Origin of the sequence: Rhizobium sp. IBUN (assembly GCF_000510625.1) — a bacterium.
GTDB lineage: Bacteria > Pseudomonadota > Alphaproteobacteria > Rhizobiales > Rhizobiaceae > Rhizobium > Rhizobium altiplani.
Window position 1 is genome coordinate 1 of the sequence record NZ_AZNV01000024.1, and the last position, 19,867, is coordinate 19,867.

The 19,867-nt window shown below is 62.6% G+C and carries 19 protein-coding genes and 8 pseudogenes; 4 read left to right on the plus strand and 23 right to left on the minus strand.

The window, feature by feature from the left end; genetic code table 11:
* The 11 genes and pseudogenes from RHIBUN_RS33650 to RHIBUN_RS36905 all read right to left on the minus strand — a co-directional run.
* Nucleotides 1-463: pseudogene (locus tag RHIBUN_RS33650) on the minus strand (heme lyase NrfEFG subunit NrfE); the annotation flags it as partial.
* Nucleotides 460-912, minus strand: a complete 453-nt coding sequence (gene ccmE, locus RHIBUN_RS0120605; protein ID WP_025661001.1) for a cytochrome c maturation protein CcmE — start codon at nt 910-912, stop codon at nt 460-462. The pseudogene RHIBUN_RS33650 and the gene ccmE, both read right to left, overlap by 4 nt.
* A gap of 323 nt (nt 913-1,235) precedes the next feature.
* Nucleotides 1,236-2,357: pseudogene (gene ccmI / locus RHIBUN_RS33655) on the minus strand (c-type cytochrome biogenesis protein CcmI); the annotation flags it as partial.
* A 109-nt stretch (nt 2,358-2,466) separates the two neighbouring features.
* Nucleotides 2,467-2,892, minus strand: a complete 426-nt coding sequence (locus RHIBUN_RS0120615; protein ID WP_025661003.1) for a membrane protein — start codon at nt 2,890-2,892, stop codon at nt 2,467-2,469.
* Between the two features lie 116 nt (nt 2,893-3,008).
* The gene (locus RHIBUN_RS0120620) at nt 3,009-4,412 is read right to left on the minus strand and encodes a HAMP domain-containing sensor histidine kinase (RefSeq protein ID WP_018860061.1); all 1,404 of its coding nucleotides are present in this window, start codon (nt 4,410-4,412) and stop codon (nt 3,009-3,011) included.
* Complete coding sequence (locus RHIBUN_RS0120625) at nt 4,402-5,073, minus strand: response regulator transcription factor (RefSeq protein WP_018860060.1); 672 nt, start codon at nt 5,071-5,073, stop codon at nt 4,402-4,404. Before RHIBUN_RS0120625 ends, RHIBUN_RS0120620 begins: the two co-directional genes overlap by 11 nt.
* Before the next feature lie 52 nt (nt 5,074-5,125).
* Nucleotides 5,126-5,374: a hypothetical protein gene (locus tag RHIBUN_RS0120630; RefSeq protein ID WP_018860059.1), complete on the minus strand. Its 249-nt coding sequence runs from the start codon at nt 5,372-5,374 to the stop codon at nt 5,126-5,128.
* A gap of 168 nt (nt 5,375-5,542) precedes the next feature.
* Nucleotides 5,543-5,758, minus strand: a complete 216-nt coding sequence (locus RHIBUN_RS0120635) for a hypothetical protein (protein ID WP_025661004.1) — start codon at nt 5,756-5,758, stop codon at nt 5,543-5,545.
* Between the two features lie 22 nt (nt 5,759-5,780).
* The gene (locus tag RHIBUN_RS0120640) at nt 5,781-6,161 is read right to left on the minus strand and encodes a hypothetical protein (protein ID WP_156932732.1); all 381 of its coding nucleotides are present in this window, start codon (nt 6,159-6,161) and stop codon (nt 5,781-5,783) included.
* 52 nt (nt 6,162-6,213) lie between these two features.
* Nucleotides 6,214-6,430: pseudogene (locus RHIBUN_RS37390) on the minus strand (gene transfer agent family protein); the annotation flags it as partial.
* Nucleotides 6,430-6,606 (minus strand): phage tail tube protein, encoded by a 177-nt coding sequence (locus RHIBUN_RS36905; protein WP_167354913.1) that lies wholly within the window; start codon nt 6,604-6,606, stop codon nt 6,430-6,432. The gene RHIBUN_RS36905 and the pseudogene RHIBUN_RS37390, both read right to left, overlap by 1 nt.
* Nucleotides 6,607-6,732: 126 nt before the next feature.
* Between RHIBUN_RS36905 and RHIBUN_RS0120655 the strand changes: the two genes are divergently transcribed.
* Together RHIBUN_RS0120655 and RHIBUN_RS0120660 are read left to right on the plus strand one after the other, a co-directional pair.
* Nucleotides 6,733-7,947 carry an MFS transporter gene (locus tag RHIBUN_RS0120655; RefSeq protein ID WP_025661007.1) on the plus strand — a complete coding sequence of 405 codons (1,215 nt, stop codon included), beginning with the start codon at nt 6,733-6,735 and terminating at the stop codon, nt 7,945-7,947.
* A 97-nt stretch (nt 7,948-8,044) separates the two neighbouring features.
* The gene (locus tag RHIBUN_RS0120660; RefSeq protein ID WP_025661008.1) at nt 8,045-8,437 is read left to right on the plus strand and encodes a GFA family protein; all 393 of its coding nucleotides are present in this window, start codon (nt 8,045-8,047) and stop codon (nt 8,435-8,437) included.
* Here RHIBUN_RS0120660 and RHIBUN_RS0120665 read toward each other — a convergent pair.
* From RHIBUN_RS0120665 to RHIBUN_RS0120695, 8 genes and pseudogenes are all read right to left on the minus strand, one after another.
* Nucleotides 8,434-8,829 carry a DUF3168 domain-containing protein gene (locus RHIBUN_RS0120665; protein WP_025661009.1) on the minus strand — a complete coding sequence of 132 codons (396 nt, stop codon included), beginning with the start codon at nt 8,827-8,829 and terminating at the stop codon, nt 8,434-8,436. The genes RHIBUN_RS0120660 and RHIBUN_RS0120665 overlap by 4 nt on opposite strands.
* Before the next feature lie 109 nt (nt 8,830-8,938).
* Nucleotides 8,939-9,273: pseudogene (locus RHIBUN_RS33665) on the minus strand (phage head closure protein).
* A pseudogene (locus RHIBUN_RS38030) lies at nt 9,273-9,841 on the minus strand (phage head-tail connector protein). The pseudogenes RHIBUN_RS33665 and RHIBUN_RS38030 overlap by 1 nt, the downstream one beginning before the upstream one ends.
* Nucleotides 9,842-9,921: 80 nt before the next feature.
* Nucleotides 9,922-10,833: pseudogene (locus RHIBUN_RS33675) on the minus strand (phage major capsid protein); the annotation flags it as partial.
* Between the two features lie 12 nt (nt 10,834-10,845).
* A pseudogene (locus RHIBUN_RS36910) lies at nt 10,846-11,106 on the minus strand (HK97 family phage prohead protease); the annotation flags it as partial.
* Nucleotides 10,988-11,380, minus strand: coding sequence for a DUF6107 family protein (locus RHIBUN_RS37405; RefSeq protein WP_245271698.1), 393 nt, complete (start codon nt 11,378-11,380; stop codon nt 10,988-10,990). The pseudogene RHIBUN_RS36910 and the gene RHIBUN_RS37405, both read right to left, overlap by 119 nt.
* A 324-nt stretch (nt 11,381-11,704) precedes the next feature.
* Nucleotides 11,705-12,845, minus strand: a pseudogene (locus tag RHIBUN_RS33685) (phage portal protein).
* Between the two features lie 74 nt (nt 12,846-12,919).
* Nucleotides 12,920-14,176: a sensor domain-containing diguanylate cyclase gene (locus RHIBUN_RS0120695; protein ID WP_025661013.1), complete on the minus strand. Its 1,257-nt coding sequence runs from the start codon at nt 14,174-14,176 to the stop codon at nt 12,920-12,922.
* A 237-nt stretch (nt 14,177-14,413) separates the two neighbouring features.
* Between RHIBUN_RS0120695 and RHIBUN_RS0120700 the strand changes: the two genes are divergently transcribed.
* Nucleotides 14,414-15,394, plus strand: coding sequence for an SDR family oxidoreductase (locus RHIBUN_RS0120700; protein ID WP_025661014.1), 981 nt, complete (start codon nt 14,414-14,416; stop codon nt 15,392-15,394).
* 53 nt (nt 15,395-15,447) lie between these two features.
* Here the strand turns inward: RHIBUN_RS0120700 and RHIBUN_RS0120705 are convergent, their stop codons facing one another.
* The 3 genes from RHIBUN_RS0120705 to RHIBUN_RS0120720 form a co-directional block, all read right to left on the minus strand.
* On the minus strand, nt 15,448-15,756 hold the full coding sequence (locus RHIBUN_RS0120705; RefSeq protein WP_025661015.1) for a Dabb family protein: 309 nt from the start codon (nt 15,754-15,756) through the stop codon (nt 15,448-15,450).
* 19 nt (nt 15,757-15,775) lie between these two features.
* Nucleotides 15,776-16,462 carry a chitinase gene (locus RHIBUN_RS0120710; protein ID WP_025661016.1) on the minus strand — a complete coding sequence of 229 codons (687 nt, stop codon included), beginning with the start codon at nt 16,460-16,462 and terminating at the stop codon, nt 15,776-15,778.
* 284 nt (nt 16,463-16,746) lie between these two features.
* Nucleotides 16,747-17,823 carry a terminase family protein gene (locus tag RHIBUN_RS0120720; RefSeq protein WP_025661017.1) on the minus strand — a complete coding sequence of 359 codons (1,077 nt, stop codon included), beginning with the start codon at nt 17,821-17,823 and terminating at the stop codon, nt 16,747-16,749.
* A gap of 705 nt (nt 17,824-18,528) precedes the next feature.
* Here RHIBUN_RS0120720 and RHIBUN_RS0120730 point away from each other — a divergent pair.
* Nucleotides 18,529-18,873 carry an MmcQ/YjbR family DNA-binding protein gene (locus RHIBUN_RS0120730; RefSeq protein ID WP_025661019.1) on the plus strand — a complete coding sequence of 115 codons (345 nt, stop codon included), beginning with the start codon at nt 18,529-18,531 and terminating at the stop codon, nt 18,871-18,873.
* A 6-nt stretch (nt 18,874-18,879) separates the two neighbouring features.
* On the opposite strand, the gene RHIBUN_RS0120735 is transcribed toward RHIBUN_RS0120730, so the two are convergent.
* Nucleotides 18,880-19,794, minus strand: coding sequence for an SDR family oxidoreductase (locus tag RHIBUN_RS0120735; RefSeq protein WP_025661020.1), 915 nt, complete (start codon nt 19,792-19,794; stop codon nt 18,880-18,882).
* Between the last annotated feature and the right edge of the window lie 73 nt (nt 19,795-19,867).

Here is a 19,867-nt window from a genome sequence, read left to right on the forward strand (position 1 = left end):
CCGGGGCCGGATCCAGCCGCATGAAGGGATTGGAGGTCAGCAGGATGAACAGGATGAAGGCGACCGATATCCAGGCCTGCACGGCGAGCACGTTTGCCCGCAGCGTATCGGGCAAATTCCGTCCGAAGAGCGCGACCAGGGCGCTGAACAGCACCAGGATCAGCAGCCAGAGCATCATCGAGCCCTCGTGATTGCCCCAGACGCCTGACAACTTGAACAGCAGCGGCACAAGCGAATGGGAGTTCTCCCAGACGTTGGCGACAGAGAAGTCGGAGACGACGTGGGCGTAGGTCAGAACTCCGAAGGAGAACGCCACCAGCGCGAACATCGCCAGGGACCCGACCGAAGCCAGATCCATCATCGCACGGTCGAGGCGCCTTGCACCGATCACCGGCACGACGGAGACCACGAGCGCCGTCGCCAGCGCCAGGATCAGGGCATAGTGGCCGATCTCGATGATCATTGCACCGCCTCTCCTTCCTTCCAAAGCCCTTGGGCCTTCAGCTTGTCGGCGACTTCCTTCGGCATGTATTTCTCGTCGTGCTTGGCCAACACCGTATCGGCGGTAAAGACGTCGCTGCCCGTTTCGAAACGCCCCTCGGTCACCACGCCCTGGCCCTCGCGAAAGAGATCGGGAAGAATGCCGGTATATCGTACCCTGACCAGATCGCCGGTCGCATCGGTCACCGCAAACTGCACCGTCGATCCCCCCCCGCGCACAATGCTGCCCTCGCCCACCAGGCCACCGAGACGTATGCGCGTTCCAGGCGGCACTGGGTTCTTGGCGATATCCGCAGGCATATAGAAATAGGCCACCGACTGGCTGAAGGCGAACATGACGAGCAGCACCGCGGCAATGATGAAGCTCATGCCGCCACCGATCACCGCCAGGCGCTTTTGCTTGCGCGTCATTCCGTCATTCCTTCTGTCGCAATGTCGAGCTCTCGCGCCAGCGCCAGCAGTTGCTTGCCTTGCTCGCCCGTCGCAGGGAAGACCGCTAGCCCGCGCCGCAACGCGTCGACCGCGTGCGCCTTTTCGTTCAATACGGCATAAGAACGCACAAGCCGCAGCCAGCCTTCCAGATTGTTCGGGTCCTGGGTAAGCTTGGCATCAAGGCTTTCCACCATGCCGCGGATCATCTGTTGCTGGTCACCGGCACTCATGCTCTCGCCTGCGGCAACCTCAGCCTGGGTGGGATTACCGGGCGCGCTCGCGGCGCCGCTCGGCGACACGCCGCCATCCATCGCAATGCCAAGTTCTTGCGCCAGCGCAAGGAGTTGCTTGCCTTGTCCGCTGCTGGCCGGAAACGTTGCCAGTCCGCGCTTCAGAGCCGCAACTGCGCGATCCGTGTCTTTCAATACGACATAAGAGCGGACAAGCCGTAGCCAGCCTTCCAGATTGTTCGGGTCCTGGGTCAGCTTGGCATCAAGGCTCTCCACCATGCCGCGGATCATCTGTTGCCGGTCGCCCGGACTCATGCTCTCCGCAGCGGCAACCTCAGCCTGCGTCGGATTGCCTGGCACGCGCGCGGCACCGCTCGGCGGCGCGCCGCCATTCTTCGCAATGTGTTCGGCGACCAGCGGCAACCAGGGCGCGTCGGCCGGCGATTGCTTCGCGAGCGCCTCGAAGGCGACCTTGGCCTCTGCTGCCTGACCAGCCTGCTCCATGCTAAGCGCAATGTAGAACCGGGCCTTCGGATTGTCGGGATCTAGCTGAAGCGACTGCTCCAACACCTTGCGCGCATCTTCGGTGACCACACCGTCCGAGATCGCCATCAGCGTCTCGGCAAGGCCGTCCAGCCGCACCGGGCTCGGCCCGAGCAGACGGATCGCGCGGCGATAAGCATTCTCGGCATCGGCGACACGCATAGTGTTGAAGTATATCGGTGCCAGGACGTCCCAGCCCTTGCCGTCATCGGGATTTTGCGCCAGGTGCCGCTCGGCCTTGGCGACCAGGATCGCCATATCGTTGCCGGGATTCTCAAGTCTGGCTTGCAGCGGCTGCGACGGCAAATCGGGTCGCCCAACAAAAATGTAAAGACAGAGCCCCACCATCGGCAGGAGCAGCAGTACGAACGCCTCGGAAAGACGGTGATGTTTCGAGGCCTTGCGATCGGTGACCGGCGCGGCCGAGACAGTGATCAGGCGCCGGCCAATTTCGGCTCGCGCGTAATCGGCCTCATCCTCTGAAATCAGCCCACCAGAGAGATCGCGATCGAGTTCCCGCAACTGATCGCGATAGACGGCAGCCTCCCCGGCATGCGCGTCATCGATCGCTCTCGTGTCACGCAGAAGCGGGTAAAGCAGAACGGCAGCGACGGCGGCCGTCAGAGCGGCCACAAGAATCCAGAAAAGCATAGATGCCAAATACTCGAAGCGAACATCTATTCCAACAAGCAAAGCCGCAATGACGATTATTTGAGGCGTTTGGCCGCAACATGGCCCGAGCAGTTAATTCTGCCGTCGCTCAGCCGAGGGGCGACCAACTGCCATTATCGTTTCGGCAGGCGGAACCGCGCGCCACCGTTTCCTTGCCGCCGATCGTCACGCTATGGGTATACTGACGGCAGTTCTGCGAGCCGACCTGGTAGGGTGCAGACGCGACGACCCTGCCGCTGACATTGCGCCCGCTCCAGACAACAGGCTGTCCGACTGCAGCACTTTCCAGCGCGCGATACTCGGCTTCCAGGGCGCGCTGGAGGTCGCTGTCGCTGATATCCACGCCGCTGCGACCGATGATGCCGCCCTGCAACGCCGCGATATAGGTAGCCGAAGCAGGAGGTTTCCTCGAGAAAAGACCGCCGGAGCCACCGCTTTTTGTCGATTGGCACGCTGACAGCGTGATGGCGACAAGAAGCGAGGAAACGATCATGCCTTGCGAACGTAGCATCATTCAGCCGAACCAGAATTAGGTGTCAATTACGCAGCCACACGCGCACCAAGCCGTGTCGGCAATAAGGCAAAGCATGCTATGCAATCGCCTATGTCTATGTGACATCAAGCAAATGCTCACGCAACATCCTTTGTGATGCCAGGCAAAATAAGCCGGGCCTTCAATCCCTGCCATTCGCCGCGGGACAATTCGAGCCGCCCCTGATACTCGTTGGAAATCTCCGTCACGATCGAAAGTCCAAGGCCGGTGCCCGGTTTGCTTTCGTCCAGCCGCTTGCCGCGCTTCAGCGCCTCGCGAACCTGATCCTGCTCAAGCCCTGGCCCATCGTCCTCGACAACGAGCTCGACCCAGTGGCGACGCCCGCTGCCTTCCGTGCCCTTGACCTCCTCCGGTGCTTCCGCGACGGAAACGCGAACCTTGGTCGCCGCGAAACGGGCGGCGTTCTCCAAAAGGTTACCGACGATCTCTTCTAGGTCCTGCTGTTCCATGGCGACCGCAACATGTGGCTGCGCCGCCGTGAGTTCAAACTGCTTGTCGGGGTTCAAGCGCCGCATCACGCGCACCAGGCGCTCAAGAGCGGGTTCGGCGTCGGTGCGGGCAAGCACGGATTCGCGTTGCGCCGCAATGCGGGCACGGTTCAGATACGACTGCACCTGGCCTTGCATCGCCTCCGCCTGGCCGCGCACGAGATCGCCGTGCGTGCGTTCCAGCACGCGCGCCTCGTTGAGCAGCACGGCAATCGGCGTTTTCAGGGAGTGGGCAAGGTTGCCGACCTGCATGCGCGCCCTCTCGACAATGCGGCGATTGCTGTCGATCAGCGCGTTGACCTCGTTGGCGAGCGGCAGGATTTCGCGCGGAAAATCGCCCTTCAACTGCTCGCTCTCGCCGGCGCGAATGCGCTCGAGCGCGGCGCGCGCCTTGTCGAGCGGCTTGAGGCCGTAGAGAATCGCCAGTGCGTTGACGATCAGGCTGCCGACACCGAAGCCGGCGAGCGCCAGGTAAAGGCTATGGGAGAAATTGCGAACGTCGTTCTCGACAACATCGACGTTGCCGGTCACGCGGAAGCGGGCGGCGCGACCGTCAGTATCCAGCACGACCTCGGTCTCGGCAACCTGGATCCGATTCCCCGCAGCATCCGTCACCTGATAGTAGCGCTCATAATTCTTGTCGAAGGGCGCTTCGAGAACAGAGGGTACAGGGATCGACGCGGAACCCAGCGAGGGCGACACGAGCGGCGGCGCCGTGTAGGTGCCGAGTGGTTCGACGACCCAATACCAGCCCGTCTTCGGCTGCGCAAAACGCAGGTCGCCAAGTTGCGGGCTGCCGCTGAGCGCCCCTTGGTCGCCGATCGTAACGGAATTGACGACGTTATAGAGCTGGGCGCGCAAAAGGTCCTGGAAGCCGCGTTCCGCGCTCTTTCGGTAGAGCGTCGAGATCAGCAACCCGATGACGACAAGCGCGACAGTCGACCAGATCGTGGTCAGCAGCAGGACGCGTGCAGTAAGCGATTTAATTCGCATTGTTCGGCGCTTGGATGCGGTAGCCGAGCCCGCGCACCGTTTCGATCAGATCGACGCCCATCTTCTTGCGAAGGCGCCCGACGAAAACCTCGATCGTATTGGAATCGCGGTCGAAATCCTGATCGTACATATGTTCGACCAGCTCGGTACGCGAAACCACTTCCCCCATGTGATGCATGAGATAGGACAGCAGCCGGTACTCATGCGAGGTCAGCTTCAGCGCCACACCATTGACTGTCGCCTTTGAGCTCTTGGTATCGAGCCGCACGGGGCCGCAGATGATCTCGGACGAGGAATGCCCCGCCGCGCGGCGGATCAGGGCGCGGATGCGTGCCAGCACTTCCTCGACATGGAACGGCTTGGTGACGTAGTCATCCGCGCCGGCGTCGATGCCCGCGACCTTGTCGCTCCAGCGGTCGCGCGCCGTCAGGATCAGCACGGGCATGCCGCGACCTGCGCCACGCCACTTTTCGAGCACCGTGACGCCATCCAGTTCAGGCAGTCCGATATCGAGAATGATCGCGTCATAAGGCTCGGTATCGCCGAGGAAGTGGCCCTCCTCGCCGTCAAAGGCCTGATCGACGACGTAACCGGCTTCCTTCAACGTGTCGCTGAGCTGCCGGTTCAGGTTGACATCGTCTTCGACTACCAGAATGCGCATCGGTCCGCTTTGCTCCGCTTGATCTCTTGGCGTCTAGATAGGGCGATTCTGCCTACATCGGAACCTTGACGGTCACTTTACGCGGGCGCTGTCCGTTGCCTTGGACGAGGACGGTGATGATGCAGCTGTCGCCAGCAGGCTGAACGGAAAGGAGCTGACCTCCCGTTTTTTCCACAACCTCACGCGCGGCCTCGCTGCAATCGCCTGCAACACGCACCGTCAGGGTACGCGGATTATCCGGTGAGGGCGACGTTATCGCCAGCCCGGCGGCTAGCGCTGCGACGCTCAAGGGAGAGGCCATGTGCAATGCTTTCAATGGATACTAACTTGGCCCAGACTATGTACTCAAGAGACCTGAATGGCAAATGAATGCCTTGTAATCCTTGATATTTAGAACAATTCCGAATTCACGCCAGGCGTGTTCGAAAGTCCGGTCGGCGAACGAAGCTTTCCGCTCGCCGCGCCGGATTCAAGAAACGGACTTGATGGTCGCCTTGGCGGTGACACGCCCGAAAACAGCGAGCAGGCCGCCGAGTGCGCCAGCTATGTTGACGACTGCGTCGACCAACTGGCTCTTGTCCGTCGCACCAAGGTCGATACTGGCAAAATGCAACACAGATGCGACGATTGAAATCAGCGCGCCCCAAATGGTCTTCGAACTGTACCAATTCTTCAGATCTATCATTTTCTCTCCTTCAAGATGAAATTCACACAACACATGTCGCGTGCGCCGGAATGCCGAGCGACACACGTTCCCCAAGTTGCCAAACATGCAAGCTGAGGCTGTTTTGCGGATGGTCGAAATCGGCGAGTTCGTCAGCGGTGGGATAAACCCACTCCGCCCTGTCGGATTCGCTTACTCTCAGAACCGCGTCACCGTCCATAATCTCGACGCGGTAGCGTTCAAACGGCTCATCCAGCGGAATTTCGGCGGCGAGCCAGTTGTAGGCGCTGTCGCGCCCGCGCCGGATCCAGGGACCTTCACGCCATCGTCGTTGCGCGCGCATCTGATGTGGACGGGGGCAAGCGGCGTCAGTGCCCGCAGGCCTCCACGACGCGTGATGCGCCTCCAGGAAACGCCGCTGCATGGTGTCGGCTCAGCTTCGGTTGGAAAAATAGGGAGCTGCACTTTCCGACGCCGCCGCGACGACCGGCGCCGATGATACGGATCATGTCGGCTGCCTTCAGCTGTCCGCGCGAGAAGCGCTCGGCCAGACCGACGAGATTGTTCCGCGGAGAACGCTGTCTCCAGTTCCGCCAACGCGTCAAGCATGAGGCAGAGGATCCGCTGTCCACCATCGATGACAGCCTCGATCTCGCCGCGGCGCCGGTTCGCCCTTGCCCCCGCCGCCCGCATCAGAGCGCCTCGAAGCTGATGACGCCGGCCGATTCCAGCGCCAGCTCGAACATCACCTTGCCATTATACTGGCCGGAATATTCGAGCGCGCTCGCCTGGAACGGCCCCGCCACCGTTTCGTAAGCCGTACCGTTGAATATCTTCAGGAGCAGGTCCTTGCCCTTCTGCGCCACCATTGTCCGATCCCTTCGAGGAAACAGGCGCAGCCAGCGCCCTTGGTGTCATCCACTTGTCACTTTCAACCAGCCGGCGAAGCTGCTACGACCTTGCCCGCCCCTACCCCGTTCGCGTCAAAGCCCTCCATGTCTCGATCCATCCCCCTGCGCTCGGTGCAGACGATTGCCGTGCTTGCCGTCACCCAGCTGATTGGCTGGGGCAGTACCTTCGACATGCTCGGTGTCATGGGGCGCGTCATCGCGCCGGATCTCGGCTTGCCGAACGAGGTGGTTTTCGGCGGGTTGAGCATCATGATGGTCGTCAGCGCCCTTGTCGGCCCTGCGACGGGCCGCCTGCTCGCCCGGCATGGAGCCGCCCGCGTGCTCGCCGCCGCGTCGATTACCTTCACGATCGGCCTGCTGCTGTTGTCAGCCGCGCACGGCCTCGTCCTCTATGGACTTGCCTGGATTGCGATCGGCGCCGGCGGCGCCTTCGGTCTTTCCGCTCCGGCCTATACCGCCGTCGTCGAGCGAGCCGGACCTGACAGCAAACGGGTGATTGCCATCCTCATGCTGTTCACCGGCCTTTCGAGCGCGATCTTCTGGCCGATCCTCAGTCAGCTGAACGCGAGCGTCGGCTGGCGCATGACGTTTCTCATCTGCGCGGCGCTGCAGTTTTTCGTCTGCCTGCCGCTGCATATTTTCGCCCTGCCGAAGCCGATCGCCTTTACTGCGGACAGCAGCGCCGCACAGGAAACGCCGGTGCCGCTTTCGCCTGCGGGACAGCGCAAGGCCTTCCTGCTGATTGCCGCCGCAACAACGATATCGACTTTCGTGACTTTCGGGGTGTCGCCATCGCTGCTCGAAATACTGCGTCAGTCAGGCGCCTCGCCTGCGCTGGCGCTGCAGCTCGGTTCGGCACGCGGCGTGATCGGCATTTCCGCCCGCATCCTGGATATGCTCCTCGGGCGTCGCGGCAATCCGATCCTCAGCGCCGCAATGGGCGTGAGCCTGATGGTCTCAAGCTTCGTGATGATGCTGCTGATCCCGCCCTCGACGCCACTGCTCGTCACCTTCATCCTGCTCTATGGCTTCGGCTCCGGTGTCATGACCGTTGCCCGCACCCTGCTGCCGCTCGCCCTGTTCTCGCCGCGCGAATTCGGGCTGCAATCAGCCCGCCTGTCGCTGCCGCAGAACCTCGCCAATGCCATCGCACCCGTCGTCTTCACGGCGATCCTCGATCGCGCCGGTGCCGGAACCGCAATCGCGACATGCGCCGCGCTCGCCGTCATCTCGCTCGGCTTCGTGCTGACGCTGGCTGCGCAGGTCAAGGCAGCGACCAGGGTATACGAACCGGCCTGAGAGATGCAGGCAGTTGCTGCGATGGGCGGGACATTTCAGGTCACCGTCCCATCTTCTTCATAAGCAGCCCACCGCTTGATCTTGGAGGAGAAACAACATGGACCGGTTCACTGGCGGTTGCCGCTGCGGCAATGTCCGCCTCGTGGCTATTGGACGCCCCTATCGGGTCGGCATTTGTCATTGTCTCGACTGCCGCAAGCATCATGGCGCACTCTTTCACGCATCCGCGATCTTTCCTCAGGATGCGGTGACGGTCGAAGGCGAGACAGGTGAGTACGACGGGCGGTTCTTCTGCCCCCGCTGCGGCTCCCCGGTTTTCGGGCGCTCCGGGGATGAGGTCGAAGTGAACCTCGGATCGCTCGATGCTCCCAACCAGTTACAGCCAACTTACGAACTCTGGACCATCCGCCGCGAGTCGTGGCTGCCGTCGTTTCCGCTGGCGAGACGATACGAAGGCGACCGCGACGCCACGAGCCGCTTCGAGGCCTAGGTTGCGCCGCTATGCAGCGGCGGCTCCGTCACAGCCCGAACGCGCGACTCGGCGATATAGAGCTTCGTCTTCGGTTCGCGGCGGCTCTGCGTCCTGAGATGCAGCAGGCTGACGAGGTCCTGCAGCCGGGCGTGGAGACGCGAGGCCACCAGCTGCGCCTGCCTTCGCCCACCCACGTCGAAGCAGATTTCGAGCGACACGAGATGCTCCTCGCCTCTCTCGGTCGAAGTCGAATAGTCGTTGCTGACGAGTTCGCCGATCAGCACGCAAGGAAGCTTTCGCCCGGTCACCAGCCGATCGCGGATACCGTCGTCGCCGATCATGACGAGAAGCTCTGCGTCGCCGGTCAGGCGTGCATGGATAGCCGTCAGCAGTTCATTGGCTGCGCTCATGGCTCTCGCCTCCGTTTGCCGGCAAATTACCTGCGGTATCTCTAGTTAGTTTTAGCTAGCCGCGCCAGGATCGCCGCCAGATCGCGGAGCGTGATCGAAAGAGCATTGCTCATCGTACCTCTTCCTCGCAGGGGCAGCAGAGGTAGCGGCCGGTCTCATCCGGATCGCGCCAGGTGCCGATGGCAAACAGCCGATCGCCCTTGCGCAGCCGCATCCCGGCCCTGATGTCGCTGCGGAACCGCAGCCAGATACGGTGGGTCAGCGTGAAAACATCCGCGCCCGCCCGCTCCTCGCGCACTTCGCTCACCGGCTCGATCCGCGCCCACATGGAAGCAATTGCGGCAAAGGTGACGGTCGCGCCACCCTGCCCGTCCGGCGCTTCTTCCGGCGCCTCCAGGTCGAGCGCGCGGTCATCTGGCCGGGATCGAAGAAGACGGATCGCATCAGAGCCTCCGCATCAGGAACGGCGCCACCAATCGGTCGTAACCAGCGGGTACGTCTGCTGGCTGGTCCTCGACGGCGACGGCGCCCCTGAAGGCGAACATCTGGGCGACATGCATCAGCATCGCCCGCTTCAGTGTGTCGGGCACCTCGGCACGGCTCTCGCCGAAGCCGGCGGAAAAATCGATCTCGATGCCGCTTGCGGCAATGGCAGGGTTCAAATTTCGAGCCAGCACAGACGCGCCGGCCGGGCAGTACCGTCAAGCACATGGCCGGCCGCGGGCAAGACCACTTCCTCGCCCACCTCATCGTAAATGCTCAGGCTTTCAACCGCTTGCACCGGTCCCTTGGCAATCTGAATCACGCGATCTTCAGGTAACGATCCAAGATGGAGGCGCCAGACCTGGGTGATCAGGCAGAGGCCCGTCGTGCGCTCCGGATGTTCGCGGGCGACGCTGATCAGCGAGGCCAGCAGCGCATCTTCGCTGCCGTCATCAAGCCGCAGATGGGCCTTCACTTCCGCAAGCGTCAGCGCTTCCGCCGAAGGTGGGGTAATCAGTGCAAAAGTCATGGACGATCCTGGATTGGTTTGATGCAGGCATATTCGGCAGGCGGATACGGATAGTGGCCGCACCCGCCTTGCCCCGAGCAACTCACGGCGAACTTGATGAGCTTGATCGCCTCGAAATTCTGCACTCCGCCGCCGACTCGCTTGGTTGTGTAGAAGAGCACGTAAGGCCTGGCGGAATAGGGATCGCGCAGCACGCACGCCGGTGCGGTCGACGACGAGATAGCCGGCGCGGAAGTCCCCGAAGGCGATCGACAGCGCGTTGGCCGCGATATCGGGCATGTCCTCGGCCTCGACAACAGGGAAGCCGACGAGCGAAGCCGCCTCGCCTGCCGTTGCCGGCGGCTGCCAGAGATAGCGGCCGTCACCATCCTTCAACTTGCGGACCTCGGCCTGCGTCTTGCGGTTCATGACGAAGTTGGCGTTCGGCCGATGCCCCGCCTTCAGCGAATAGATCGTATCGATCAGCGTGTCGGAAGCACCGGCGCCGGCCGCATCCATCGCGATATAGCCGAGATTGCTGCAGCTCCAGGCGCTGTCGGCGACTGTAGTGTAGGCAAGGAAGCCCTTCGGCTTGTTGGTGCCGTCGCCGTTGACGGAGGCGGTACCCTCCTGCTCAGCAAAGACGGTATCGACCTCGCTGGATATCCAAGCCTCGATATCAACCGCGGCATCGTCAAGCAGCGCTTATGTCGCCGCCGGCATGGCGTAGAGCTCCATCGTCGGGAAGGAAAGTGTGGCAAGCTGGGTGCTCGATGTCTGCGGGCAGGCCGCCGTTTCGGCCACCCAGCCGGCCGCCATGCCCGAGGTCGCAAACGTCCGAGCGGCGGCCGCGCCTTCTTCAGCGCCAGCTGGTCGAGCACCTTCTTCTGCTCGTCCATCGCCCAGCTGATGCGGTCCATCTTGTCGCGGGTGACGACATCGGCCGTCAGCTTCTCCTCGATCTCGCCTAAGCGGCGGTCGTTGGTGTCCTTGAAGGCCTCGAACGTCTCCATGAACTCGTCGAAGTGCACCTCGCGCGCCCGGGCCACACCCACGGCAAGCATGCCCTCCACATAGAGACCGCGGCTATCCTCGATGGTCTTCCAGGGGCCGATCGGCTCTGCCGGGTCATGCTGGAAGAGCATGCGCACGCCGCCCGCCCCGCGTTCAGCCAGCGACTTGCGGAAGGCGCCGCGCTCGATGGCATCCTTGCCGAGATCGACTTCGCCAAAGACGCTGGCATAGCCGGAGAATCTGCCGTCGCGCTTCAGCCCCCTCAGCTCCAGATTGGCGAACTTGCGCGTATCCGCGCCCATGGGTGATCGCGCCAGCGCGCGGCTTGCGGTCATGATATTCTCCTCGTTGGAAACTGTTATTCCGGCTAGCGCCCGCGCGCGCCGTATCGTCCGGCGAGGCGCGATAGGATGCCGAGACCCACCAGGCACAGAGGCCTGCCGCCGCCGACCCGGACAGCACGACCTCAGAGGCCGAGAGGCGATCCGCCAGCGCCAGCCTTTCGACAATCCAGATACCCGTCGGCCGCCGAAGATCGTCCCGCAGGCAAGGCCGGTGAAGAAACGGCTCGCAGCCTCCCGTCGGCTTTTCGGCAGGAGATAGACGAGCGACACCGCTGCCCCGCCGACGCGCCGAGCGCCCTGGTCGCCCAGAGCCCGGCATCGTTGGAAAGGTCTGTCATCGCAGGGATCCTTGGTTGGCGAAGAACGACAGCCGACCGGCGGTCACGACTTCGCGCCGCCGTATTCGGGGTGCCGTCCTCGCACTTCAGCGAATCTTTTGAATCGCTTGGTGCGTTTGCTCGAACATTGAGTCCAGGCGCTCAGAGTTTGATTCATGCGCCGGCGCAGGCTTTCAATACCCCACCACCTAGCGCTTCTCCTCGTCCGTGACGAACGCCGCGCTTCCCAACCTTGTCCACAGTTGATCGCGTTCCGCCGCAAGCCCGGCCACCTTGCAGAGATCGGGCTCAAGCCGCAGGCGGTCTTCGTAATGTCCGGAGAGCCAGGCGGAAAGCGAGGCCGCGGTGCGGGTCAGCATCGGCAGCACGGTCAGCCGATAGAAGGCGTGGTTCGCCTCCTGGTAATTGGCATAGGTGTTGTCGCCGGGAATGCCGAGCTGCATCGGCGGCACGCCGAAGGCAAGCGCGATGTCGCGGGCAGCACCGTTGCGCGCCTCGACGAAATCCATGTCCTTCGGCGACAGCCCCATCGACTTCCAGTCGAGCCCGCCTTCGAGGAGTAGCGGGCGTCCGGCGCGCATCGGGCCGGAATAGCCTTCGTCGAGTTCCTGTTTCAGCCGCTCGTACTGGTCGGGCGAGAGATTGCCGCCCTCCTTCGGCTGGTAGACCAGCGCGCCTGACGGGCGGGCCGAATTGTCGAGCAGCGCCTTGTTAAAGGTATCGCCGCCGCATTGGAGAGATCGAGCGCCAACCTGGGCGCCGCAAGCGGCGGGAAACCGAGATTATGTCGAGTGGATGGAAGAGCTTCAATGCAGCAGCCCCAGCCCCTCCGTCTCCGCCGGAAAGCGGCGCACGGAACCGCCGGCGCGATAGTCGTAAGCCACGGGCCACACATCCCCGCCCTCGACGATACCGATGCGATCAGGCCGCAGCAGGTGCAGCTCACGCACATTTCCGCCGACCATCAGCGGCTCGACATAGGCATTGCCCGACAGCAGCAGGTGCCCATAGAGCGCCTCGAAGAAATCGGGGACCCATGCGTCCGTTTGGCTGGCCGAGCAGCGAGAGGATGGCATGATCCGGCCGCTCATGATCGCCCTCGTGGAGCAGCCACGGCACCGAGGCTGCGGCTTCCGCCACTAGCCTGACACTGCGGTGTGCGACCGGGTTCTTCATGAAGCCCTCGCGCGACAGTGCCGCATAGGAGCGCCCCGTCCAACTCGCCCGCCCCCCTGCGGCAAGCGACATGAAGCCACCTGCGGCCTTCCTCTCGGGCACGGTCCTGCGACCCGCCGCGGAGTTCCACGGCAGCAATGATCTCAATCTCATGGTTGGTGTATCCCGGAGTTAGGCGGACTCGCAAGCCTGCGGCGTGGCGACAGCCAATCGCAGGTGGAGCCCGATCAGGCCTTGAAGGCGACTTCTATGGTTTGCCGGTCCTGCGCCACGATCCGGCACTTGGTCTCGAAACCCTCGCCCTTGATGATCAGGACGAATTCCGCAGGTATGCCAGCGGAATTGGAGACGGAGAGCCCGGCGCTGTCGGTACCGAGCGAGCGTATGGTGCAGTCGATCGTCGAGCGGCGGTCGTTGAACATGATGGACCCCGCTTTCAGGACGCGACGGCGCGAACCAGTCGGACCATCGGCGCCGATAGAGTTCCACGACACGCATCGGTTTCGACCGTTGTGCTTGGCGTGGTACATTGCGGCATCGGCCTGAGCCAACAGCGTCTCGATATCCCTGGTGATGATCGAAAGCGCCGAAATGCCGAAACTTGCTGTCACGTTCAAGTCGCCGAAAGCTCCTCGGATCGGCCGGGACGCGATCGCCATCCTTACCTTTTCGGCGACAGCGAACGCCTCTTCGCGATTGATATGCGGAAGGAGAATGGCAAATTCTTCTCCCCCGAGCCGGCCGAACAGATCTCCCGCCCGCAGGTTCGCCTTGCAGGTTTCGGTGACCGCATGAAGCACCTGATCCCCCGCGGCGTGGCCATGGGTGTCGTTGACGCTCTTGAAGCGGTCGATGTCCAGAACAATGCAGGACAGGTCATGCTGGTGTCTCAGGGCAAGCGACAGAAGTTGATCGGCCTCCTGCCGGAAGGCACGGCGGGTAAGCGTGCCCGTCAGGCTATCGGTCGCGGCTGACTGCAGCAGCTCGATCCGGTCCATCGCCACGCCCGCCAGTTCGTGGAGAACAGAAAGATCCCTGGACCCGAACGATCTGGGGCGGCGATCGATCGCACATACCGTTCCGATAACGTGGCCACTCTTGGTTTTCAAAGGCACCCCGGCGTAAAACCGCACGTGGCTTTCTCCCGTTACGGCCGGGTTGTGCGCGAACCGCGGATCGCGGGTCGCATCCTGTACGAAAATCGGTTCCTCATGGTCGACCACGTAACGGCAGAACGTATCTTCGAGCGGAACCTCGTCCGCCGCCAGCCCAGAACATGCCTTGTACCATTGCCGATGCGCGTCGATGAGGGACACGAGGCCGATCTCGACCGCGAAGATCTCCTTGATCAGCCGCACGATGCGCTCGAAACCTTCGTCCTTCGGGGTATCGAGGAGGTCAAGCTGCTCCAGCGCCGCGAGACGCTCGATTTCCCGCTTTTTCGCGTCCAAGCACGACGTCCCGAAAGCCCTCACAACAACCATGCAGCATCGCTCCTAGCCCAGCTGAGATAGCATGCGTCTCATACATTCGTGAAGAAATTCAATACCGCTTTCCCCATCACATTATCGATGGCTTGTCAGAGTGGGACGGGAGATGCAGGCCTCCCCGCTTGCCGTCTGGGGGCGTCATAGCCTAGCCAGATTTACGCGAGACGCCCGGGTCCTTTCACGCTATGAAGGGGACCCTAGATCCCGCCTGTCAGATACCGAGGTTTCCAAATGGCTTTGAAAGTCCTTTTCATTGGCGGCACCGGCCAAATCTCTTACCCATGCGTCGAGCGCGCCGTTGCCGAGGGTCATGATGTCAGCGTTTTCAACCGCGGCCTGAGACAAGACCCTTTGCCTGCAGGCGTGACCTCGATCGTGGGTGAACTTGGATCGGACGCCTACGCGGATCTCGCCAGGGCCAACTTTGACGTCGTATGCCAGTTCATCGCCTTCACGCCCGACCAGATTGGGCGCGACATCGAGGTGTTTAGAGGGCATTGCGGTCAGTACATTTTCATCTCCTCGGCCTCGGTCTATGAGAAGCCGCCACGTCACTATGTGATTACCGAGAAGACACCGGCGATCAATCCGTACTGGCCCTACAGCCAGGCCAAGATTGCCTGCGAGGAACTGCTCAAGAAATCCGAGAACCTGGCCTGGACGATCGTCCGCCCCAGCCACACGGTACGCACCGGTGTGCCGATGATGTTGGGCGATAGCGACATCATGGCAAGGCGCATGCTGGACGGCGAGCCCACCATCGTGGCAGGCGACGGCCACACGCCCTGGACACTGACCCGCTCGGTCGATTTCGCAGTGCCTTTCGTCAGGCTTTTCGGCAAGAAGGAGGCGCTTCGCGATGTTTTCCACATCACCTCCGACCGCGCGCATATCTGGAACGATATCCAAAGGGCGATCGGCAGATTGCTCGGCGTCGAGGCCAAGATCGTTCACGTGCCGACCGACACCCTGATCAAGTATAGTCCGGCCTGGGAAGGTCCCTTGATCGGCGACAAGGCCTGGACTGCGATCTTCGACAATTCGAAGGTCAAGCAGGTCGCAGGCGACTTCACCTGTGCTGAAAGCCTGGATGAGATCCTCGCCGAGCCCATCATGCACCTGAAGCAGCGCCTCGCCAAAAATCGCCCACCGAAGGGTGAACTCGATGCTCTGGTCGACAGGATCTGCGCCGCGCAGAGCGCTCTCAGCTAGGCCTGCCGTCCAACCGCATCCCTAACTGGCGCGCTGGAGGGCAGGCTGCAGCATCAGCGCACGGGCCGCTTCACAGCCGTGTTGCTCTCGTAATCCGCCGCCATCCGCATTTCGCGGATCGGGCGCACGAGGTCGATGGAGCGCTGGTAGTCTGGATGCGCCTTGTAGGCGGCAAGAGCAGCTTCGTCCTCGAACTCGCCGTAGACAACGAGGTCGACATCGGTGCCTAGCTGGTCGGTCTTGATGTTGGTGCCGATCTCCAGCAGGCGGGCGTGCGGGATCGCCGTCAGGATCGACAGGCCGGCGCGCACCTTTTCCAGTTGGTCCGCGGGCGCTGTGAAGAAGACGATGTGGCGGATCACGCGGAACTCCTGTGAGCGTCTAGCCGAAGACCCGCGCGATAGCACGCAGGAGCCAGGCCTTCAACCGCGCAAGCGCACCTGCCGGCCGTTCGCGACGGATGGCCGCAAGGAAGGTCTTGCCGTAGCCGGCGAGCTTTTCCGCGCGGTCCGTACCGTTGACGATGCGGCGCGCATTGACCCAGTCCTCCGTCGTCTCGTTCAGGTGGTCGGCGAGCTTATGAGTGGCGAACGAGCCCTGGACCATACCTTCGATCAGGATCGAAACGGCGGCGTCCATCTCCATCGCCCGGTCGGGCTCGGCCACGAGATCAATGCCGGTCAGCAAGCTCATCGCCTCGTAATTGCGCTTGTGGGTGAGCTGCACCAGGCCGCGGCCGAGCCAGCACTTGCCCTCCTCGTCTGGCCGCCAGTAAGGCGTCTTCACCCAGGAGAGCTTGCCGGACGCATAGGCATTTTCCAGGATCTCAATCGCCCTTGCGTCGGTCGTCGCCAGCGTCTCGCGCACCGGCTGCATCGTATAGGCCGTCTCGTGGTAGGCGGTCGCCATGATGTAGGCGAGCCAGCGCGGATCGGCCTCAGCCATTCGCGCTTCCCAGAAATCGAGAATCGCGGTCATGCCCTCCACCTGCGGCTGATTAAGCCCTCCCTTAAAGAGCGCATGGCGCACAGTGTTGAAAAAGAAGGGCCTGTCGATGTGGATAACCATAATACCAGCCTCAAAAAGTGGTACGGCGTTCTACGTCTCAATCGATTAAAATTAATTCAATCGTTTAAAGTGTTTAAGCGCCTGATTTACACGTAGTTTAAGCCGTGCCAGTGATTAACTCACCGTTAAATCCAGCCTCGGAGGAGAGCATGCAGCAGCCGGCCAACAGCAATCAGCCGACCATTCCCCAGCATGTCGTCGACCAGCTCGAAAACGAGTGGCGTCAAGTTCGCCCGGAACCGCAGTCGCCACGCCCAGCACAACAGCAACCTCAACGCTAGTCTTCAGACACCCCTCACCCGGGGTTCTCCGTATCCCTCCAGCATCAGTACCGTCAGCGCCCAGACCAGCGCATCCAGCGGGTCGGGCGAACGGCCGGATGAAAGCCCGTCCGGGCCGAAGTCGCACATCTGGTCTTCCAGCGCGACGAAGCGCCCGGCATGGGCAACGCGCCCCTGTTCGTAGAGTGCGGCAACCGGTTCGGCCCTGAGGTACTTACCGCGCGTCGCGCGCACGGTCGAGACCGGCAGGCTCTCGTCGATGCTTTCCAGCATCGATGCCACCATGTCGCCACCCAGGTTGATTTCGGCCACTACCCGGTCCGCCGAAAAGCGGCGGTAGGCACGCACCACCACACTCGCCCAGCCGGCCGGGCTTGCGCCCTGGACCGAACAATCGGCAAGCACCACCGCTCGCCCCGACGCCTCCAACCCAGCAATGCCGCAGCAGGACTGCGCACCGGCCGCCGCCGGCGGATCGACCGCAACGACGACCCGCCTCAACTCACCCGTGAAGCGGATCGTGGCTGCCTCGATCATCTCGCGCCGCCAGAGCGCATCTTCGCGATCCTCTATCAGCTCGGCATCGAGTTCCTGACGCCCGAGCCGCGTGCCGCCGTAGCGATGCTTCCGCGCATCGATGAAGCCCGGCGCCAGATTGGCAGCGTTGGCAAGCGTGCTGATCCGCGTCAGCCGCGTACCTGCGTCAGCAATCAATTCCTTCAGCAGTGGCACCGGCCGCGGCGTCGTCGTCACCAGCTGGCGCGGATGACCGCCGAGGCGCAAGCCGAATTGCAGCATGTCCCAGGTCTCCTGCCCGTGCTTCCATTTCGCCAGCTCATCGCACCAGGCGAAATGAAACTGCGGGCCGCGCAGGCTTTCCGGATCTTCCGACGAGAAGATCTGCGCCACCGCGCCGTTCGGCCAGACCAGCCTGCGCCGCGAAATCTCGAACTCCGGACATCCCCGCCGCGCGATGCGGCAGATGCCGGAGACGCAGTCGATTATTACCTCGCGCGCATCGCCGAGCGTTTCGGCCACCAAGGCGATGCGCAGTTCGGCGCTCGCCAGCGATGCGCTCAAGAAACCGCTTCTTCGCATCTTCAAGCCCCATCGCAGCGTCGTTCTCTTCCGCGGCCAGCTCGCGATCGCGCGCGATCTGCCGCTGCAGCTGATCGACCTTCTCCAGCGTCCGCACAATCAGCGACATGGCATCGGTCGCCGCCTTCAGGTCGGCCAGCGCGAGCTTTGCCGCCGCCTCGTCGCCGCCTGCGGACTCCGCTTCCGCGGCCCGCCGCAATTCGCGGAAGGCGCTGAACTGGTCGCGCATCTCCGCCGTCATCTCGTTGAGCAGCACCCGCAACTCCTCGGCGGGCGCGGCCGGACCGGACTTGATCTCAAGGAAGTAGGCCTCAGCCGCCGCCCTCGCCTCGGCGTCATCCGCTTCAAGCTGCAGGGCATCGCCATAGGCACGCCTCTGTGGCCAGTAGCCATACAGCTCCGGTTCGAAACTCTCGATATCGATCATCGGGACCCTCTCGGGCGACCAGTTCTCCCTGACGGCCAGAAACACAAAAGCCGGGTCGAACGCCCGGCTTTCAGATCCGAAAAGCTTTGCCTCGGCACTCCGCCGCGCCCGCAACTTTCCGACTATGCCATAACCCTATCAAACGACCGTCACGTCATCAAGGATTATTTTCCTATCAGGTGAACATTTTTCAAAGCCACCGGACTGCTTGAGTTTTTCTGATTGGTCCACATCCATCAGCATGTGCTAATTTTATCGCCATGAACCAGGAAGAGCTCATTTCCTTTGCGCTCAGCTTGCCGGAGGCGGTCGAGAGCGCGCATCATGGCACGCGCGATTTTCGCGTGCGCAGCAAGATATTCCTGACGATGCCGGAACAAGACTATTGCGTCGTCCGCCTGACGCCCGACCAGCAACACATGACGCTGGCGGTGGCGGCCGACGACACGGCCGCGGTGCCGGGCGGCTGGGGACTGCGCGGCTCGACCCGGCTTTTCTACGGCAAGGCGAGCGACGAACTCGTGCATGGCCTCGTGCGCAAGTCATGGCAGAACGCCGCGCCAAAAACCCTGCAAAGACAATTCGTTGTCATTCCATCCGGCTAGATCGAATCAACGATAGCCGGTAGCGTCGGCGGCTTTGCCTGCGTCCATGACCTCGTCCATGTAGCGCCAGCAGTCCGGCCGCGAGCCGTCCACATCGTCAAAGCCGTAGATCTTGGCGAGCCCGCCGCTCGACAGCGACTGGCCGCTCCAGCGGACGCGTTCTGGATCGGCGGCAACGGCTGCCACCGCCCGGCCCGTGAAGCGCGGTGTCTCGGAGATGATGAAATGCGGCTGCACGGACGTCGCGTCGCGCCAGTTCTCCTCTCGCACATTGAAGATATCGAGCATCATTTCCGAGCGCATCCAGCCGGGCGTCAGCGCCACAGCCGTCGCGTCATGCGGCGCAAGATCCTTGGCATGCGCCCAGGCCATGCGGATGGCGCCCGTCTTGACGAGGTCGTAATAGGGGCAGAGGCGGTAATGCGTGGCGTTGTATTCGGCCGTGCCGTCGGTCAGTTCGACCAGCAGCCCGCCGGGGCGCTCGATCATCAGCGCCAGCGCGAAATGCGCGGTGATCAGATGGGTGTCGATCGCCAGCCGCAGCATGTGCAGCCCCTTGTCGAGCGAGTGCTCCCAGACCGGCTTGTTCCATTCCGTAAGATGTTCGCCGCCCCAGATATCGTTGACCAGGATATCGAGCCGGCCCTGTTCGCGGCGGATCCTTTCGACCAGTACCTCGACTTCCGAAGGCATGGTATGATCGACGCGAACCGCGATCCCCTCGCCGCCCGCAGCGGTTACCATCTCGGCGGTCTCCTCGATCGTCTCCGGGCGGCCATACTCCGATTGCTTCTCCCGCGTCGTGCGACCGGTAACGTAGACCGTTGCCCCGGCGGCCCCGAGTTCCAAGGCGATCCCGCGACCTGCGCCGCGCGTGCCTCCGGCCACAAGGGCGATCTTTCCTGAAAGGGCTGCTGTCACGTGCTTGTCCTCCACGCTGGACCAGGCGCAACGGGTGTTCGCCATTGCACTTGAATATAAACGAACGTTCGTT

Bases quoted from the DNA above. Each gene is read 5' to 3' on its own strand.
- RHIBUN_RS0120635 (WP_025661004.1), bottom strand. From the start codon at position 5,758: ATGATAGATCTGAAGAATTGGTACAGTTCGAAGACCATTTGGGGCGCG.
- RHIBUN_RS0120655 (WP_025661007.1), top strand. From the start codon at position 6,733: ATGTCTCGATCCATCCCCCTGCGCTCGGTGCAGACGATTGCCGTGCTT.
- RHIBUN_RS0120710 (WP_025661016.1), bottom strand. From the start codon at position 16,462: ATGGTTATCCACATCGACAGGCCCTTCTTTTTCAACACTGTGCGCCAT.
- RHIBUN_RS0120660 (WP_025661008.1), top strand. From the start codon at position 8,045: ATGGACCGGTTCACTGGCGGTTGCCGCTGCGGCAATGTCCGCCTCGTG.
- RHIBUN_RS0120665 (WP_025661009.1), bottom strand. From the start codon at position 8,829: ATGAGCGCAGCCAATGAACTGCTGACGGCTATCCATGCACGCCTGACC.
- RHIBUN_RS36905 (WP_167354913.1), bottom strand. From the start codon at position 6,606: ATGGTGGCGCAGAAGGGCAAGGACCTGCTCCTGAAGATATTCAACGGT.
- RHIBUN_RS0120640 (WP_156932732.1), bottom strand. From the start codon at position 6,161: ATGCAGCGGCGTTTCCTGGAGGCGCATCACGCGTCGTGGAGGCCTGCG.
- RHIBUN_RS0120630 (WP_018860059.1), bottom strand. From the start codon at position 5,374: ATGGCCTCTCCCTTGAGCGTCGCAGCGCTAGCCGCCGGGCTGGCGATA.
- RHIBUN_RS0120625 (WP_018860060.1), bottom strand. From the start codon at position 5,073: ATGCGCATTCTGGTAGTCGAAGACGATGTCAACCTGAACCGGCAGCTC.
- RHIBUN_RS0120730 (WP_025661019.1), top strand. From the start codon at position 18,529: ATGAACCAGGAAGAGCTCATTTCCTTTGCGCTCAGCTTGCCGGAGGCG.
- RHIBUN_RS0120700 (WP_025661014.1), top strand. From the start codon at position 14,414: ATGGCTTTGAAAGTCCTTTTCATTGGCGGCACCGGCCAAATCTCTTAC.
- RHIBUN_RS0120695 (WP_025661013.1), bottom strand. From the start codon at position 14,176: ATGGTTGTTGTGAGGGCTTTCGGGACGTCGTGCTTGGACGCGAAAAAG.
- RHIBUN_RS0120620 (WP_018860061.1), bottom strand. From the start codon at position 4,412: ATGCGAATTAAATCGCTTACTGCACGCGTCCTGCTGCTGACCACGATC.
- RHIBUN_RS0120615 (WP_025661003.1), bottom strand. From the start codon at position 2,892: ATGATGCTACGTTCGCAAGGCATGATCGTTTCCTCGCTTCTTGTCGCC.
- ccmE (WP_025661001.1), bottom strand. From the start codon at position 912: ATGACGCGCAAGCAAAAGCGCCTGGCGGTGATCGGTGGCGGCATGAGC.